The 18849-nt window shown below is 56.7% G+C and carries 10 protein-coding genes; 6 read left to right on the top strand and 4 right to left on the bottom strand.

Going from position 1 to position 18849, the window contains the following annotated elements; all coding sequences use genetic code 11:
• Nucleotides 1–7: 7 nt before the first annotated feature.
• Both ACZ5AL_RS10110 and polA read right to left on the bottom strand, forming a co-directional pair.
• Entirely contained in the window at nt 8–577 is a 570-nt protein-coding gene (locus ACZ5AL_RS10110) for a hypothetical protein (protein WP_464510248.1), read from the bottom strand.
• Between the two features lie 213 nt (nt 578–790).
• Nucleotides 791–3571 (bottom strand): DNA polymerase I, encoded by a 2781-nt coding sequence (gene polA, locus ACZ5AL_RS10115; RefSeq protein ID WP_464510249.1) that lies wholly within the window; start codon nt 3569–3571, stop codon nt 791–793.
• A 798-nt stretch (nt 3572–4369) separates the two neighbouring features.
• Here polA and ACZ5AL_RS10120 point away from each other — a divergent pair.
• The 3 genes from ACZ5AL_RS10120 (at nt 4370) to ACZ5AL_RS10130 (ending at nt 8992) form a co-directional block, all read left to right on the top strand.
• Complete coding sequence (locus ACZ5AL_RS10120) at nt 4370–5200, top strand: PP2C family protein-serine/threonine phosphatase (RefSeq protein WP_464510250.1); 831 nt, start codon at nt 4370–4372, stop codon at nt 5198–5200.
• Nucleotides 5201–5823: 623 nt separating this feature from the next.
• Nucleotides 5824–6678: an FHA domain-containing protein gene (locus ACZ5AL_RS10125; protein ID WP_464510251.1), complete on the top strand. Its 855-nt coding sequence runs from the start codon at nt 5824–5826 to the stop codon at nt 6676–6678.
• Nucleotides 6679–6931: 253 nt separating this feature from the next.
• Nucleotides 6932–8992 carry a protein kinase domain-containing protein gene (locus ACZ5AL_RS10130; RefSeq protein WP_464510252.1) on the top strand — a complete coding sequence of 687 codons (2061 nt, stop codon included), beginning with the start codon at nt 6932–6934 and terminating at the stop codon, nt 8990–8992.
• Between the two features lie 683 nt (nt 8993–9675).
• Here ACZ5AL_RS10130 and ACZ5AL_RS10135 read toward each other — a convergent pair.
• Both ACZ5AL_RS10135 and ACZ5AL_RS10140 read right to left on the bottom strand, forming a co-directional pair.
• On the bottom strand, nt 9676–12207 hold the full coding sequence (locus ACZ5AL_RS10135) for an ATP-dependent helicase (protein ID WP_464510253.1): 2532 nt from the start codon (nt 12205–12207) through the stop codon (nt 9676–9678).
• A 66-nt stretch (nt 12208–12273) separates the two neighbouring features.
• Nucleotides 12274–14379 (bottom strand): thioredoxin domain-containing protein, encoded by a 2106-nt coding sequence (locus ACZ5AL_RS10140; RefSeq protein ID WP_464510254.1) that lies wholly within the window; start codon nt 14377–14379, stop codon nt 12274–12276.
• A gap of 526 nt (nt 14380–14905) precedes the next feature.
• Between ACZ5AL_RS10140 and ACZ5AL_RS10145 the strand changes: the two genes are divergently transcribed.
• From ACZ5AL_RS10145 to ACZ5AL_RS10155, 3 genes are all read left to right on the top strand, one after another.
• Nucleotides 14906–16939: a PAS domain S-box protein gene (locus tag ACZ5AL_RS10145; RefSeq protein WP_464510255.1), complete on the top strand. Its 2034-nt coding sequence runs from the start codon at nt 14906–14908 to the stop codon at nt 16937–16939.
• Between the two features lie 87 nt (nt 16940–17026).
• Nucleotides 17027–17815 carry a cytidine deaminase gene (locus tag ACZ5AL_RS10150; protein ID WP_464510256.1) on the top strand — a complete coding sequence of 263 codons (789 nt, stop codon included), beginning with the start codon at nt 17027–17029 and terminating at the stop codon, nt 17813–17815.
• Nucleotides 17816–17875: 60 nt separating this feature from the next.
• Nucleotides 17876–18835: a calcium/sodium antiporter gene (locus ACZ5AL_RS10155; RefSeq protein WP_464510257.1), complete on the top strand. Its 960-nt coding sequence runs from the start codon at nt 17876–17878 to the stop codon at nt 18833–18835.
• Nucleotides 18836–18849: the final 14 nt, after the last annotated feature.

Genomic DNA, 18849 nt, shown 5'->3' on the forward strand with positions numbered 1-18849 from the left:
GAAGGAGCTATTCAACTTCGACGACATCGAAGAGAAACGAGTGGTCTTCAGTTCCAACTGGAATGACAACTTCTAGCTGATCTGCGTCTCCGCTATACTCAACATACAGAAATCCCTCGACAGCCATGTCCGGGTTAAGCACGGAAGATTCAATCATAAGCTCCCCTGGTGAGGGCGACCGTTCGCCCGCTCCATATCCGCCCGCCACGCCTGAAGGTTGATCAAGGCCACGCACGGTAGTGTCTCCATAAAGCTGCCCAGACGCGTCATTGAGCAGATGGGCGCCTAAGCTACCGACTTCGCCCGAAATCGACCGGTTGGCCTCTCGTTCGTCCAGCGCTGCTACTACAGTTTCTTCGCCATCAACAACGTATTTCGAATGCGCATCCGTAGGATTCAACGAAACCGGATCATCGCTCTTGTTCAGCGCAGTTACAAAGAGCGTCAGGTATCCGTTTTGTGCGATTTGTGGACTGGCAGCCACCTTGGTGTCTTCTTGATCAGACTGCAGAAAGAGGGCGTCTGATGTGCTCCATGTGGATACGCCATCATCTTGCGACGATGCGGGTTGCAGCATCTGGTTGGTAGGAATGCATCCTACAACAGCCCAGCACAATGCTGAAAGCAGAAGGAATGAAGCGAGCCTCCGATGTGCGTGTAAAAATGAACCCATAATGATAGTAAAGTAACGTATGATCATAGTGTAAACGTGGTTCAACGCACGGCTTTTTTTCTACCTGTGTTCCTTCAAAGGCATGCTACTGTTGGGATTGAAAGTGAGCAAGGATTCTTAATGCGCTTCCAGCCAATTGGCACCCAGTGCAATGTCAACGACGACGGGTACGCCCTCTAGTGGGAGTGCGGCTTTCATTTCGGTTTCTACGAGAGATCGCATGGTGTCTTCTTCGCCGGGTGCAATGTCGAGCACGAGCTCATCGTGCACCTGCAAGAGCATCTGACTGTCCAATCCTCCCTGTTCAATCCGGTCTTGCACCTGGTTCATGGCAATCTTAATCATGTCGGCCTGGGTGCCCTGAATCGGCATGTTCACGGCAATGCGTTCGGCCGCTCCACGTCGGTTGGCGTTGCTTGCGCTCAAATCGGGAAGCGGGCGCCGACGTCCACGTAGCGTTTCGGCATATCCGTTCGCTCGCGCTTTCTCGACCAGTTCGTTCAACAGCGAGGCCACCCCTGGGTACGACTGCCGATACTGATCGATGAGTTCTTGCGCCTCTTCAACGGAGGTGCGCAGCCGCTGGGCCAATCCCCACGGCGATACCCCGTATGGAATGCCGTAATTTACCTCCTTGGCTTTGCGCCGTTGGTCGCGGGTCACCTCATCGGCGTCGATGCCATACACGCGTGCCGCCGCATCGGTGTGGATGTCGCCACCGGTGCGGAAGGTCTCCTGCATGGCCTCGTCGCCACTCATAGAGGCAAGGATACGAAGTTCAATCTGGGCATAGTCCGCCGCCATGAGTTGCCAGCCTTCGCGCGGGACAAACGCCTTGCGAATCTCTCGGCCCATGGGCGTGCGGATGGGGATGTTCTGCAAGTTCGGATTTGATGACGAAAGGCGCCCAGTGGCTGTACGTGCCTGGTTGAAGTCAGTATGGATACGTCCAGTTTCTGGATGGACAAGTTCACCCAGACTGTCCAGGTATGTACTTTTGAGCTTGTACGTTTTGCGCCAGTCAAGTACAAGCCCCGGCAGGTCGTGCTCGGTGGAAAGCTCCTGCAGCACACTCTCTTTGGTGGAAGGCCGCCCCGTTGACGTTTTGGAGATCACCGGCAGATCCAGCTTCTCAAACAGAATCTCCCCGAGTTGCTGCGTCGAGTTGATGTTGAACGTCTCGCCAGCCAACTCGTGAATCTGACCTCCGATGTCGTCGAGTTCATCGGCCAGGCGTTCCGAAATAGCGTCGAGCACGTCTGTATCCACCCGAATGCCCGTATGCTCCATCTCGGCAAGCACCCGCACCAGCGGAAATTCAATCTGATGCGCGATCGGCCAGAGCTCTATCTCGCGCAGACGCTCCTCCAGCGGCTCGGCCAACTGCAGACTGATATCGGCATCTTCGCACGCATACCGGGCGGCATCGGCCACATCTACATCACGCATCGTGACCTGATCGCGCCCCGATCCGATAAGGTCTTCGATGTCTTCCATCTTGTAGTTGAGCACACCGCGCGCCACATTGCTCAGGCTGTGCCCCTGCTCGGGCTGCAGCAGGTAGTGAGCAATCATCGTATCAAACACCGGCCCCGTTATCTCCACGCCGTGGCGCTTCATCACGAGCAGGTCGTACTTCAGATTATGGCCGATGCGCGTGTGTGGAGCCTCAAGCATAGGCCGCAGCACATCGATTACCTCCTGGGTGGATGTGCCGTCTGGAAGCGGCGTGGGCACATAGGTGGCTTCGCCAGGCGTCCAGGAAAACGACATTCCCACCAGCGAGGCCATCATCGCATCGGTCGATGTGGTTTCGGTGTCAAACGCATAGCGGTCGTGCTCAGCGAGGGTCTCGGCAAAGGATTCGAGCTCCTCTCGGTGCTGTACAAATCCATAGCTGACCGCTTCTGGGTCGAGCGATTCCACGGCCTCGTAGGGCCCGAAATCGAACTCCAGTTCGGTGTTTTCATCGGGGGTATCATCGCGCGGCTCCATCACCGGATCGCCGTTGACCGTAACGCGATCGAGGAGCGAGGTGAACTCAAACGCTTCAAAGAGCCGCTTCAGTTCAGCCATATCCGGATTACTCTGCCGCAACTGATGCCAGTCGAGACCGAAGTCTACATCCGTTTTGATTTCGACCAGCTTACGGCTCATGCGGGCCTGATCGGCAAACTCCTTCAGGTTTTGGCCCCGTTTGCCACCGACCTCGTCGGCATGCGCAATGACTGCTTCCACATCTGGGTACTTGCGCAGCAACTTCTGCGACGTTTTTTCGCCAATGAGCGGTACGCCCGGCACGTTATCAGAAGAGTCGCCCCACAGGGCCAGCATATCGATGAACTGCGCGGGTTCCAGATCCATCTCTTCCCGGAATCGCTGCGCCGTGATATGCTCAAAGTCCTGATCGCCTCGGGCCGGTTTGTACATTGAAATGGCGGGGGAAAGCAACTGCTTGAAGTCTTTATCGGGCGAGACAATGACGACGTTGGCCCCGTCTTTCTCCGCGTCGCGCGCCAGCGTACCGATCACATCATCAGCCTCTACACCTTTCACCTCGGCCACTGGAATGTCCATCGCCTGAACGATGGCCTTGATGCGCGGCAAGTTTTCAATCAGAGCATCGGGCGGCGGATCGCGGTGGGCCTTGTAGTCCTCGTAGATATCTTCACGAAAGGTGCCGTCTTCTGTGGGCGCATCAAACACCACGGCGATGTGCTCCATCTCATGGTCGTCAATCAGCTTCAGCAGCGAGTTGGTGAAGCCGTAGGCCGCTGAGGTGTTTTCTCCTTTCGAGTTGATGAGTGGGCGCTTGATAAAGATGTAATGGGCGCGGTATGCCAGCGCCATTGCATCGATTAGGTAAAGAGTGGTGTCGTCGCTTGGTGAATGAGCCATGCGCGAGGCAGAAGTTGGCCAGTGAAGAAAATCGCGGTGATGCAAAACAAGTATGCTTTGGAGTGGCCATCGGTTCAGGACATGGAGAACGCGGTCGTCCAATTCGTCTGCTGTTAGGTATCGGAGCACGAACTTAGTGTCGCGTTAGACCAATTCCTCTGCGTTCGCCTGTTTCGAACCTGATCCGGAATAGTGCTCCGCTCGTGTCAGGGTTGCGCCTGGTTGGTCTAAACGTATCGAGGAAAACCCACACCCTTGTCATTGCGAGCGCAGCGACGCGCCCCGACCGCAGGGAGGAAGTGCTCTTGGGGCGCAATCTCATCCTATCAGGCCAGATGCGACTGCCCAGTCAACGGTGTAAGCCCTCCCCTCAGGGGTACTCGTTCGCTACACTCACAGCGCCACTTTGGTCGCAAGCGCCCTCCTCGCGATGACAATTCCGAACCATAGCTTTCAGGTGTGACACAGCCGTAGATTGACCCGCCACTAAAAATCAACTTGCCCCTTCGCTTCTTATTGCGTACCCTTTGCATGCATAGACAGTAAAGACCATGCGGTCTTACTGCATTTGCAGAAACATGTCGGCCTGTATACACGGACTTTTAGAGGTGATGCTGGAAGCTTGCTCTACAATTTGTGCATATTCGGCATTATTCATGTGGGGGAATACGCCCTGCAGGCTTCATTTGTCGCAAGGGGCTCGTGCGAACCTCTTGCACAACTCCATGTTAAGATGCCAATAGGTATTTCATGAGCCTGTATCTCTTTTGTAGTCGCTGAAGATTTCCTACGTACGCAATGCTCCCAATTTCTGCCCACGGCACAACGTATCCTGGACGCCGCGAGGTTAATCAAGATGACATTTTACAGTATTACCCGCATCCCGATGCTTTTTTCTTGGCCGTCGCCGATGGCATGGGAGGAACGGCGGGTGGCCAAATAGCGAGCCAAGCGGTTTTAGAGCGCGTCGAGGCGTACTTGGATGAACGCTTCCATTACCAAACGCATCCTGAAGACCTGAAGGAGATTATGTCTGAGGTCTACGAGGAGGCCCAGGAAGCCATTCGCGATGTGGTAGACCAGGAACCGACCCTTGATGGCATGGGCACAACGATGACCTGTGTGCTAGGCTTCCAAGATTGTTTTGTTGTTGGAAATATGGGAGACAGTCGTGTATACTACCTTCACGATGGAGCAATGCAGCAGGTTACAGTAGATCATTCGTACCTGGAAGAGTTTCGCAAACAGGCAGGTACCAACGACCTCGACCCCAAATTCGTGCGCCAGTACGGGCATATTATCAACAAAACGCTGGATGGAGGAAGTGATGTCCCTGACTTTTTCCCAACGGAATCGCCCTATTTTGAACTAGCAGAAGGTGATGGGTTCTTGCTCTGCTCCGATGGGCTTATCGTTGACAAAATGACAAACCAAGAGCAGCTTTTTGCTTCATACATGGTAGGCACCCCTGACCTGCAAACTGCAGCAGAGTCGTTGGTTTCCCTGGCGTATCATGCAGGCTCTACAGACAATATATCCGTAGTTATGGCCGAGGCCGGACGTATTCCTCGGAATCTGGGCCGGGTACGTGTTTACCCGTTTCCCCCTGAAGCTGAAAAGACCGTGTAACACTATTTTCCCGTTTTGCAACGGCCTGCAACAGCTATCTTCGGGTTATACCTTGTTTTTCGCGAAACGTTGTGTCGCTACTGCGTACCGTGTGATACTTGGTCTTTACACTTACGGTATAGTGCTAACATGACAATTTATAGCCCTATGATTTGAGGATGCGCTTCTAATCGCGTAGCTTGTAGGATCGTACCCTATATACGGTATATTTTCCAAGTTGAAGGACGTTTAGGAATGATTTGCAGGTTTCTTCTGGACCCAATGCCTCTGCATACGGCAGTTTAACAATATTTTAAACTGCTTATGATCGCACGGAATGCGTACTTCCGCTCCTACACTGCTCCTTTGATAGGACGCTATTGATGCCGTGCGTTGGATTCGTTATTGTTGTAGATGAAGACCTGGTATTTCATAGGCCGGTTACATACTGTGTACGTACTGCTCTCTACTCGCATGCATTCGGCATGCCAATGAGGGTTGCCGTAAGACGTCCCGTTTTCTCACGTATTTTCTCGCTCACTTTGCCCCCTTGTGCAATGAGATTTGTTTGGTTGGCAGCAGCATTCTTTGCCCTGTGCGTAACAACCACTCCCGCCCAGGCGCAATCCCCCATTACAGATCATATGAATATTACAGCAGCCGCGGGGACCTCGCTCTCTGCCAGCGCAAGTGCTGTTGGCGTGCTCGGTGTTGTTCCTCAAACCGCTCAACGCCTTCACTCAACGCCACTCCTGCTGGTTCACACGGCTACAGTCGCAACAAGCCAGGCCCCCGATGACGAGGACCGGATGGTAGATTCTGAAATCTCACCGTGGGTCGTTCTCGTACTGTTCGCTCTCTTCATTCTGCTGGTAATTGGCGGAAGCATCATGTACTTCAACAAGAAGGAAAAGGATGCTATTAAACGGCGCGAGGAGCGCGACAGGAAGATGCAGGAAGAGTCTGAAAAAACTTTTTCTGAAGGGCCTGACAAAGAAAACCTTGGGGTTGACGACACCGAACTGGGTAGCCCGAGCCCCGATACGCCGGTAGAACGTATCAAGTCGGAGTCAAGCAGCTCGACTACCGACAAACCGGCGAGCCCCGAAACGCTTATGTTCAAGGCGCCGCCGAAAACCATGAAGTTCATTCCTGGCAAACTTGTGATCATCTCCGGCCCAGACAAAGGCCGTGAGTTTCGCATTGCCGGCTTTCCTCGTGAAGAAGACGACGGCAACGTCGTTACCATTGGGCGCGCCGATGTGCAGGGCCAACGCTCATTTGCCCACATTCAGTTGGGTGATACCTACCGGACCGTTTCACGTATCCAAGCCGAAATCATTCAGAAAACAAAGACCGATAAGGTCTATCTGCGCAATAAGAGCACCACAAACCCAACACAGGTAAACGAGCAACAGGTACCCCCTGAAGAAAGTGTCGAACTTACCAACACCGACACCATTCAGATGGGCGAACTGGTGCTTCGCTACGAGGTGTAAAACAAAAGGCCCCTTGCTGTGTGGGGCCTTGCTGTGTGGTTTCTGTTTGAGTGGGCTCATCATTGCATAGTTTTTGCACGGGCTTGTGCAGAAGCCGTGTGTATGCATCTGCCGATTCAAGCAGCCAGCGCCCTTCGACGCAACGGCTCTGGGCACAACGTCCCCCACCGCGTTATGGCACGCCCTATTTGTTCCCTTTGTCGTCTAACGTACCGTGCGGTTGTGCGGTCGCTACGAACCATTCACTGCACTTATGTCTGAAGCTACCAAGCGCTGCCCATTCTGTCACGAAGAAATCCTGGCCGCAGCGCGCAAATGTAAGCATTGTGGAGAGTGGTTGGAAGACCCACCCACAACCACAACAAGTATCCGCAATCCGGAAACGCTTGTCCGAGATGCCCTCGATGAAAAGTATGAAATCGAGAAAGAGCTCGGGCGCGGCGGTATGGCAATCGTTTATAAGGGCAAGCAACGAAGCCTGGGGCGCGATATTGCTCTAAAAGTACTTCCCCAGGGAGTTACGCATGATCGCAAGATGCTCAAACGCTTCCACCGTGAAGCGCAGTCCGCCGCAGGATTGCAACATCCAAACATCGTTACGATCTATGATGAAGGCGAGCTCAATGGCGTCCACTTCATGGCCATGGAGTACTTGAGCGGACGCGACCTGCACGAGATGGTGCAAGAAGACGGCGTGCTCCCAAGCAATGAGGCTGTTACTATTCTCGCCCCTATTGCAGATGCGCTGGCCTATGCTCATGAACAGGGCATGGTTCATCGTGATGTCAAAGGCTCAAACGTGATGATCACGGATGTTGGGCGTCCAGTGCTCATGGACTTTGGTATTGCCTACGCATCCTCCGAAGCTCGCCTCACCCAAACGGGTACGGTGCTAGGTACTCCCGAGTATATGAGCCCTGAGCAGGCCCGTGGCACCGAGGTGGATGCCCGTAGCGACTTGTACAGCCTAGGCGTTGTGCTCTACGAAGCCCTCACAGGCACGCTTCCTCACTCAGGAGGGCATCCGATGAGTGTTGTTTACAAAGTGCTGCACGAACCGTACACGCCCCCTCGTGAGTTGCAGCCCGACATTCCGGAATGGTTAGAGCAGGTCGTTGCTCGCTGCCTCATGAAAGAGCCTGAAGATCGCTTCGAATCATGTGCCGCACTGGCCGAAGCGCTAGAAAGCCAAGATCCCGGCGAGTACGTCGAAATTCCTTCTCCTTCCGATGACAGTGAACCCGAAGCGGGTCCCATTCGCCTGGGGGATGAGGATGGCGGCAATGATCCTCAACCGGCTCAAACCCAGATCTTTCAGTCAAAAGAGACCCCTGAAGAAGATACCAAGACCGAAAGCACTCCCAGTGAGGCAGACACGACCACCAATGGAGCCGCCTCTTCAGGTCCGCAACGCCAAAACTTGAGCATCGTGCGCACCCTGGAAGGCACCGCCGACTGGGTTAACGCCGTTGCATTCTCACCCGATGGCCAGTACGCTCTAGGCGGCGGGCAAGACAATCAAGCGCGCGTATGGGAGGTCGTCTCTGGACGTGACGTGCAAACGATCAATGGACTCGATGGACATCCCATCGCGATCGACCTGGCCTCTAATGGGGACACCCTCCTCACGCTCACATCTGAAAGCACCCTGCAACTGTGGGACCTGGAAACAGGCGAAATGCGGCACCAACTCGAAAGCACGCCGAACTCGGTCCTCACAGCGCGCTTCTCGCCCGATGGCAATCGCATTCTGGGCGGTGCCGGACAGGGCGGCACGCTCCGTATCTGGGACGTAGACTCTGGGGAGCCGGAGTTCACCTTCGATACCCACGAAGAACCAGTCTTCTCCGCCGCGTTCTCTCCCGATGGCTCCCGCGTCGTTACCGGCACGGGCCAGGGGGCCTTGCGCATATGGGACGTTCAATCAGGTGGGCAGGTCATGGAACTCGATACCAGCGACTGGGATGCAGCGTACGTCTTCTCGGTCGCCTTCTCGCCCGATGGACAGTACGTCCTCTCAGGAAGCGATGACATGACCGCCCGTCTCTGGGACGCTAACACAGGCAGCCTGGTTCGTACCTTCGACCAACACGATGGACTCGTCATTGCGGTCTCGTTCTCCCCAGACGGGCAATTTGCCATCTCGGGCACGAGCAACCTGAACGTCTGCCTCTGGAAAGTAAGTGATGGTACGCTCGGTTATCTGTTCAAAGGGGAAAGCGGCGAGGGCGTTAGCGCTGTTGACTTCTCGCCTGATGGACGCTACGTCCTCTCGGGCACCAAAGAACGCGGGATCCGCATGTGGACGCCTTAAGAACAGTTGTGTTCGTTTAGGCTTTAGAGTACGCAAGCTGCTCAGGGTAACCCCCTGGTACCTGTTTAGCGTGGTACAATGACCGCCCAGGATATCCGCTTCGCTCCTGATCCCGGGCTACAGAACGGTGCGATGTGAGCAAAACCCATAGCCGCGGACCGCTTGCGTCCCCATTGTGCCTCCCCATTGATCGAGAGACGTCCTCTCGTGGCGATGCACAACAGGCATGACCTTACGGCCCCTCTGCGTCGCCACGCATGCCGGGATGCTCCAGCGTCCCCAAGTCGCTCTCCCGTTCGTTCCCGCTCCCGACGGTGGGCGCAATCCCTCCCCCTAAATCCCCCTCCTCCGAGGGGGACTTGGAGACTGCGCTCTGTACAGAACCGCCCAGGATATCCGCTTCGCTCCTGATCCCGGGCTAAGGAAACCCATAGCCGCGGACCGCTTGCGTCCCCGGCGATCAGGAAGCACGCCGCTAAACACGTACACCCCCTGAGCGTTGAACTGGCCGTTGACAAAAATTATGATGTGCATAAACGTGGTGCCTCTATTCCCCAGAGGTACCACGTTTTGTTGGTAGGCAACCCCTTCGTTTCTACACCGTGATTACGAAAATACTCTGTTAGCCATCTCACGGACTCAATCGGTCCACATCTTACGTTGCTCAGCCGGTGCCTTCACCATCACATCGCGCTAATTACCGCCGTTTTACCCTGCTGATAGGAATCCGTAAACACCCCGGTAGCATCAGAGGACGCGGGGTCCTCCGAGGATTTCTGGTCACTGTTTGTTGGAGCCGTGCCCAGGCGCAGGTAGAGGGTCTCGCCCGAGGTGGTGCGGCGGGCCAGGTGGGCGGTGAGGGTATCCCACGGAAGCAGATCAAGCGGCACGTGCTTGTCGCTGCGCTCCGTATCCACAAAACCAATGCGCCAGTCGCGCTGATACACTTCAATGCGACCCGTATGCGCCGAGGCGGAAAACGTGAACGGGCGCGTGGCTGATACCGACTCGGCGCGTTTGGCGACAGGAATGAGCAGGTTCGTGGTGTCGCCGTCCCGCAGCTTCTCTTTGACCGTCGTCTCGGCTTCATTGGCGCATTCGATGAGACGCTCCCGAAAGCCAGCCGGCGGATCCCACCAGTCACAGACGTAGCGCGCAATCCCGAGGGTACCCACGGCCATGCAGAAGCGCACCGCATCTTCCGGCGTAAGCGATGCCGGATCGGTCTCGGCGACCGTCTGGAGCGCATCGCACTGCGCCAGGGTGGCGTCGGGGCGCGCCTCGCCCAGAAACGGCGAGCGCGGATCCGCCTCCACATGCGAGAGGTGCAGTTCCTCTTGCGCTCGCGTCACGGCCACGTAGAAGAGGCGCCGCTCCTCCTCCATCATGCGGGGGTCGGATTCGGTTCCGGCGGGCGGAAACGTGCCGGTGGTGCAGCCGGGCACGAACACGACGGGCCACTCGCCGCCCTTGGCCCGGTGGATGGAGCGCAGCGTGAGCGTGGCCGCCGGATCGCTGTTGGCATGCGACTGGGAGATCCGGTAGATGGCTTCAAGCAACGCCTGCGCCGATGCGTACCCGTCGGCAAACCCGACGAGCGACTGCGCGGTGGCGACCCGGTTTTCGCCAACATCCCGAAACGCGCTCTGCTCACGCAGGTGCTCGTCGTAGTCGATGGCATCGATGAGCCACGACAGGGTGTCGGCGGCGGGGGCGTTGACGCGGGCGGCAAGCGATGAGGCGGTCTCCAGGAAATCCTCCACCTGCTCGACGGTGCGCTCGTGCATCTGATCGGTGTGGGCGGCGAGGGCGTCGAGCACGGAGGTCTGCTGCGTTCGGGATGCGCGCGCTACGTTCTGAAGCACAGCGTAGCTAACGTACCGATTGGGCGTGCGGATAATCGTCTGGAAGCGGTCGAGGTACGCTTTGACCTTGCGGCGATCCGCAAACCAGCCGCGACCTTGCACGGTAGATTCGAGCGTGGCCCAGTAGAGGTACTGCAGGAGTATCTGCACTTCGGGCCGTTCGTAGAAAGGGGTGTTGCCCACGATGCGGTGCGGCACTTCGGCCTCCAGCAGCGCCTGCTCGATGAACGGGGTCTGGGCATACTGACGTACCAGAATCACGATGTCGGTGGGGGCGCGCCCGGCTCGCAGGTGCGACTGAATGGTGGATGCGATGCGGGTGCCCTCCTCAGCGGCATCCTGCGCAGCGGTGCACTGCGTGGTGCCTCCGTATCCCTTTGTACACTGGATACGCTTGTCCTGGCGCTCGGTGTTGTGGGCAATGACGCGGTTCGCAAGGGCGGTCTGCTGCACGGGCGACCGGAAGTTGTCGTGCAGCATATACTCGTCGGCGTTGTAGGCCGAGCTGAAGTCGAGAATGTACGACGGATCGGCTCCGCGCCAGGTGTAGATGCACTGGTCGTCGTCGCCGATGGCCATGTAGTTGCGATGCGGGGCGGTGAGTACATCGAGCATGCGGTACTGCACGCGGCTCACGTCCTGAAACTCATCGACGAGCACGTACTCATAGGCGGACTGCGCCGCCTCGCGCACGGCCGAGAACCGCATGAGGGCTTCCCATCCCTCGCGCAGCATGTCGTCGAACGTGATCCAGCCTTCGTTGTCGCGTTCCTCTTCGGCGTAGCGGTAAAGCGTGAGGTAGTCGTCGTTCTCGTGCTCGGCCTGCGACGCGTGCTCCTGGGCAGGTTCAGGCAGATGCGCGGCGCTGAGGTCCGCATAGCAGAGCTGACGCTTCCAGGCGCCGATCTGGTCGACGAGGTCGGGCTGGGGGATGCCAAGGTCGGCGACATCGATCTCGCGTTCGCGCGCCAGCCGCTGCAGCGCCCGCTTGGCCAAGTACTGCGCGGCGTGGGCGGGCGACACCGACTGCGCGTCGAGCCGGGGCGGCAGGTGCTTGCGGGCTTCGGCGTGCTGGATGCATCGGCGCCCCAGCGCATGCAGCGTAACGCAGTCGACCCCGCGCACTCCGAGTGCATGAAGCCCGTCGTTGAGATCGGATACAGTAGCCCGGCTAAACGAACTGGCCAGGATGCGCTCTGGGGGGACGCCACGCTCATCGACAAGGTGGCGAATGCGGTGCACCATTGCGGTGGTCTTTCCGGCGCCAGCCACCGCAAACACGAGCGCGGGCCCTTCGTCGTGCTGAACGATGCGCTGTTGGCTGGACGTGAGGGCATCGGCGGCGAGCATGGGTCAGCGTGTAACGAGCAGCATCCGGTTGATATGCGGCGAGAGGTCGGAAAGACCGCACCGTCGTTAGCGCAACTGTTGGGCGAGCGCTTTGGGGTTGGTGGTGGGGCGATCGCAGGTGAAGTGCTCGCACACGTAGGCGGTAGGCGTTCCGTTCTGGGGTGGCTGATGTTGCAAGTGAGGGGCCCAGTTGAACAGTTGGTGATCGTCGCCGGGGGGACGATGCATTACGATGTCCTCTGGGGTTTGGTGATCACGTGCCGTTTGCAGAAGCGCCTGGTAGGCGTCATCGGACGGGTCGCCGGCGATCACAATTTCGCGTCCGGTATGGTGCCAGTGATGCAGGGCCCAGAGCAGCGTCGTGTGCTGGCCCGGCTGCGACCGGATATGACGCGCTGCTCGATTCAACGACCGGTCGGCGATATCCACAAAGTCGGGCGTGCCAAGCATCCGATAGAGACGATACAGCACGTAGATGGCCACTCCGGTGCCCGAGGGCCGTGCGCCTCCCGACATGGCTTGCTGGCGTACAATCACGTCATCGGCGGTGCTTGGCGCCATGTAGAAGCCGCCGCGCTCGGTATCGGCAAAATCCCTGTAGAGCGTCTGTCCCAGCGTACGGGCAGCGCCCAACCAGCGTGTGTTGAGCGTGGCCTCGTACAGGTCCAGTAGGCCCCACGCAAGATACGCATAGTCGGCCAGCGTACCCTCGATGCCTGCCGAGCCATTGCGATAGCGATGCCACAAGCGTCCGTCGTCGCGGAGCATCGTATCACACAGAAAGGCAGCGGCCTCTTCGGCCAGGGTAGCGTATGAGGAATTGACGGAGCGGCTTACTCGGGCCAGCCCGGCAATCAGAAGACCATTCCAGTCCGTCAAGATTTTGTCGTCAAGGAACGGGCGTGGACGGGTCTCGCGCACCTCGAAAAGGATATCGAGCGCCGCGTCCATCTTGTCTTGTAAGACCATTGGATCGGTGTCCAACTGCTCAGCCAGCGCGGACCAGCTGTCGGCGCGGTGCAACACATTTTCGCCGGTACGCTCGCCTGTGGCCTCCTCTTCGAAGTTCCCCTGTTCTTGAAAGCTGTAGACCGTTGCAAACTGCTCTACCGTTTCGGCATCGAGATGCTCACGGAGATCATCCATCGTCCACACGTAAAATGCCCCTTCGCGCGATTCGCCCGTTTCGGGATCCTCGCTATCGGCATCTTCTGCTGAGTAGAATGCCCCGGTTTCGTCTCGCAGGTCCCGCGTCAGATAGGTTACGATCTGCTCGATGTGCGCCTCCCAACCGCCTTTTGGATCGACGCGATGTGCATCCGCCAGGGCCATGAGGAGCAGCGCCTGGTCGTACAGCATCTTCTCGAAATGCGGAAGCCGCCAGATGGCATCGGTGGCGTAGCGGTGCAGCCCCCCCCCAATGTGGTCGTTGATCCCCCCACGCATCATGTGGGTGAGGGTCGTGTCCACCATGTCGAGGGCCGTTTCGTTGCTGGTGGCCGCGCCGTGCGTGCTCAAAAAGAGAAGCGTATGCGGAGTGGGAAACTTAGGCGCCCCTCCGAACCCGCCGTGCGTGGCGTCGAACTGTCGGCGCAGGGCCGTGACGCCGTCGTCGATAACAGCAGGCTCGGGAGCGCTCTCATCCAGGGTGACTTCCGCATCGTCGGTTGCCTCTTCCGATTCGAGCAAATCGACAAGCTTATCCGCTTCCTGCTCCAGCTGGTCTCGTTCTTGATTCCAGAGCGTTTCAATGCGATCCATCAGGTCCATCATGCCCATGCGGCCCATACGACCGTGCTTGGGCAGGTACGTGGCCGCGTAAAATGGACGTTTTTCGGGGGTGAGCAGAACGGTAAGGGGCCATCCGCCGCGGCCACGCATCATCTGACACACGCTCATGTAGAGCTGGTCGATGTCGGGGCGCTCTTCCCGATCTACCTTCACAGATACGAACACGTCGTTCATCCGCGCCGCCACTTCAGGATCTTCGAACGACTCGTGCTCCATGACGTGGCACCAGTGGCAGGTGGCGTATCCGATCGACAAGAAAACCGGCTTGTCTTCGGCTTGAGCACGGGCGAAGGCCTCGTCGCCCCACGGATACCAATCGACGGGGTTGTCTTTGTGCTGAAGCAGGTAGGGACTCTCGGTATCAGCTAGACGATTGGGCATAGCAGCAGTAAAGAAGCAAAGAAACTAATACGCATCTGCTATACGAAAGGAAGCACCCAGCGGTGCCCGGCGTAACGGATCTCCCATGATTGACCTCCTCCAAGCGTCGTTCTGTTCAGACGCTACTTAGTCGAGCCACGACGAACTGCCCGGAAGGAGTGCCTCTAGCGTCCACCGTACCAACTGATTCACCCAAGCATATATTTGCTGTTTCAATGCATCAGTATTCATAGCCAGAAGATATTGGTTGAAAGTAGCTGCAAAGATGGATTCTAAATGTGCAACCCAGCCACCAGTCTATCAAGCAGGATCTGATAGGCGGTAGCATGCGCCGATGGACGGTGTGCGTGTGCGCTGGATAGGCACATTCCAATGTTGATCTGATACGAACCTTGGCGCTTCTGTTCAGATACGGTGTAATGTCTTGGGATGTTCAAGTAATATAGTGAGTATCATCTGTACAATTTGCTGAATTACGCGTTAGCACCCTTACTCATCGTCACCTTTTTGCGTTATAGTTCAGTACATGCCCTCGTTTTCTTCCCCTGCTGACCCTGATCGGCTGGCTGCACTGCAACGCTACCAGATTTTACGCACGCCTCCTGAATCAGCATTTGACCGGATTACGACGCTAGCTGCGCATGTGTTCGATGCACCGATGGCAGGGCTGCACTTTATTGACGAAACGTGCCAGTGGGCTAAATCGAGTGTGGGCCCGCTCTCTAAACAGATGGGGCACGATGTATCGTTCTGCGTGCACACTGTTGAGCAAGGGCAAACGATGGTCGTACATGATGCAACGACCGACCCACGCTTTGCGGATAACGCTCTGGTGCAAGGTACCCCTCCGGTTCGGTTCTATGCCGGGGCCCCACTCACCACCCCCGATGGCCACCATATCGGCGCACTCTGCGTCATCGATACTACGCCGCGCGATGCATCTGCATTTGACGCCCACGAGCGCACCACGTTAGAGTCGCTGGCGGCGATCGTAATGGACGAAATGGAGTATCGGATTACCCCACGTCATCGAGAGGAAATCTTAGAAAGCATCACCGACGGCTTTTTTGCGCTTGATGCAGACGGCACGTTTACATACATCAATGAGCAAGCCGAGCAGATGCTGGCCTGCACGCGCGATGACGTGATTGATCGCTCGGTTTGGGAGGTCTTTCCCGATCTCAAAGATTCTATATTTTACGAGCAGTATCAAGCAGTCAAGACGGAGCAGCAGCGTGTGCAGTTTGAAACACACTACGCCCCTACCGACCGCTGGCTGCAAATCAAAGCCTTTCCAATGGGAAGCGGCCTCTCGGTGTATATGACTGACATTAACCAACGCAAAGAGAATGAGCAGCGCTTACAGGTGCTGTCTACAGCAATCGAACAGGCTAAAGACGCAATTGTCATCACAAAAGGCCGTGATGCTGAGAATAGGCGCGAGTTGGTGTATGTGAATGCTGCTTTCGAAGAAATGACCGGGTACGCGCGTGACGAGGTGCTCGGGCGCACCCCAAAGATATTTCAGGGTCCAGAAACAAGCCCTGATGTACTGGAAGGGTTGCACGAGGCACTAACCGAAGGACTGTCGTGGAGTGGCGAAGCGGTGAACTATCGCAAAGACGGTACCCCTTTTATTCTGGAATGGAACGTAGCGCCGGTACGCGACGACGCAGGCACCATCGCGTACTGGGTGTCGAGCCAGCGCGACGTAACGGAGCAGCGGGCATTCGAGGAAGAGCTCATTGAGGCCAAAGAGACCGCCGAAGAGATGAATCGGCTCAAGTCTGCCTTCCTGGCAAACATGAGTCACGAAATTCGTACACCGCTGACGTCGGTGATCGGCTTCAGCGAACTGCTTCGCACCATGGATTTGCCTGATTCAGCCTCCCGATTCGCTGAGCGTATCCACCGAGGTGGTAAACGCCTGCACGACACGCTAAACATGATTTTAGATCTATCACAGATTGAATCTGGATCGGTAGCGCTCCATCCAGAAGAAGCCGACCTGCGCCCGCTGGTTTGTGATGTCGTGGATCACTTCTCGGCGCGTGCCAAAACTGCCAATGTCCAGATTGAGGTTGACCTTCCCAACGATCCTGTACACGGTTGCTTCGACACGACAGCTGTGTACCGTGTGCTACGTCACCTGATTGATAACGCCATTAAGTTCACTGGAGAGGGGGGTATGGAAGGCGGCAGAGTGCGCGTAAGCCTTCATGCCCACGATGATACGAACGAGGATAATGTTGCCATCTGCATTGAGGATTCGGGGGTTGGCATCGAAAAAGATTTTATGCCACACCTGTTTGATGCCTTTAAGCAAGAATCTACGGGCCACTCCCGGGAATTCGAAGGCGCCGGGCTCGGTTTGGCTATTGCGTATCACTTGGTTAATCTGATGGGGGGCACCCTTACTGTGGAGAGCACCAAGGGCAAAGGAACAACCGTCATGTTAACGCTGCCTCGCACTTCACCTTCGCCTGACGAAGACAACCAATCGAACGACTCAGCGGCTTCTCTCTCGTCACATTCCAATCACTCATCAGGCACTTCGTGACGCATGGCCCCTTCGAGCAGGAACCTTACCGATAAGTGGCAATAGACGCACCCCTTTTCGCGTAGCCGCCCACAGCACTTTTTATCTGTGACTGCCTCCTTGCTTGCTTCGGCGCAAGCGCATTTGGATATGCTACAGCCGCGTGCGCATGTGCCTTTCTCTGCCAATTCGCGCACTGTGGTTGTATTGCTGCGTTCAGGAGCCTGGATTCCTGGAGTACGGATTGAAAGTGCGTCGTATGCGCTCACAATTACAGCGTTGAGCAACGCCATCACAACGGCGTATACATTGGGCCATGCCGAAGATATGGTTGGCGTGGTGTCTTCAACTCCACTATCCGATGCTGAGCAGACCTACCTGCAGGCGATTGATGCATTTCGTACGCCCACATTCAACGAATCGTACACCGCCTGCTGGCAGCCCAAGGCCCTCCCTAATCAGTTGGAGGATGCTGTGGATCCCACCACAGACGCACCGCTCTCTACGGCCGATGGTATTGAAACGGCTCGTGACGTCGCTCAGCACGCGCACATTCCCGAGTCATCTTTTCCCGTAGGGGCAATACTCGTCAGCGCCACAGGCGCCGCCTTTCCAGGAGTCAATGTAGAGCACCCTGACTGGAACCGCATTCTGTGCGCTGAGCGCAACGCGCTAAGCACTGCCTATGCATACGGGCACACCAACTACACAGCGCTGTATCTATCGTGTCCGAAGGCAGCTAACGGATCTCCCTGTGGCGCCTGTCGCCAGGTGTTGGCCGAACGGGCCACCGATGCAGTCATTTACATGGATCGTCATGCCGCCCCTCCGGAAGAAACATCGCCGCGAGCGCTGCTCCCTGCTTTCTTCAACAGCTCAGATCTGGTTGCTGACTAACCCCATGCCTCTTCTTGGCACGAACTCTCGCTCCCATCTCTTCATTGCATAGCCCTATCCATGCTGATTCACATCACTCTGTTCATGGTTGGGCTCGTCATTTTGGCGCTGGGGGCCGACTGGATGGTACGTGGCGCATCAAGCATGGCTCTTTACTTTGGATGGCGCCCCATTGTTGTGGGGCTTACCGTCGTCGCATTGGGCACCTCGCTGCCTGAGTTCCTGGTAAACATTTTTGCCGTGATGGCCCAGCAAGATGCCATTGCGGTAGGAAATGTGGTCGGATCCAACATTGCCAATGTGGGGCTTATCTTGGGCATCGCGGCGGTGCTGCTGCCGCTGCGCATTGCACGCGCTACGCTGCACCGCGAGTACCTGCTCATGATGGCTATTCTCGTCGGGTTTACAGCGTTTGCGCTCGATGGACAAATCCAACGCTGGAATGGACTGGTCTTGGTGACGGGGCTCGTCATGCTTTTGCTCTATCTCTTCTTTCGCCAAACAAACCGGAAAAACCCACTGGTCGACAAAGCCCTGGTCGACCAAACCGCTTCTCGCCTCCCATCGGTGCCTAAACAACTACTGTACATCATTGGCGGCATCGTAGGGCTCGGATTGGGGGCCCACCTCATGGTTGAACACGCAACAGCCATTGCGCGGGCCTATGCCATCTCAGAAGTGGTCATTGGACTGACTATCGTTGCGCTTGGCACGAGTCTGCCAGAACTGGCTACCTCGGTGATTGGAGCCTTCAAAAAAGAAACGGCGCTATCTATTGGCAACATTCTGGGGAGCAACATGCTCAATGTGCTCTTTGTAATAGGAAGCGTATCCGTGGTGCAGCCTCTGTTGGTTGAGGATACCGTTGTGCGTATCCACTTGCCTGTGATGCTTGTCATCTGTGGTCTTTTGTACGTGTTGGCACGCCCATCATTACGGTTGGGACGCTGGCAGGGGATGGTGCTGCTTCTGGCCTTTGCCGGATACATGACGTATCTGGCCTGGCCCTATGTAACATAAGCCCAATGCAACGC

It is taken from the genome of Natronotalea proteinilytica, from assembly GCF_055379935.1.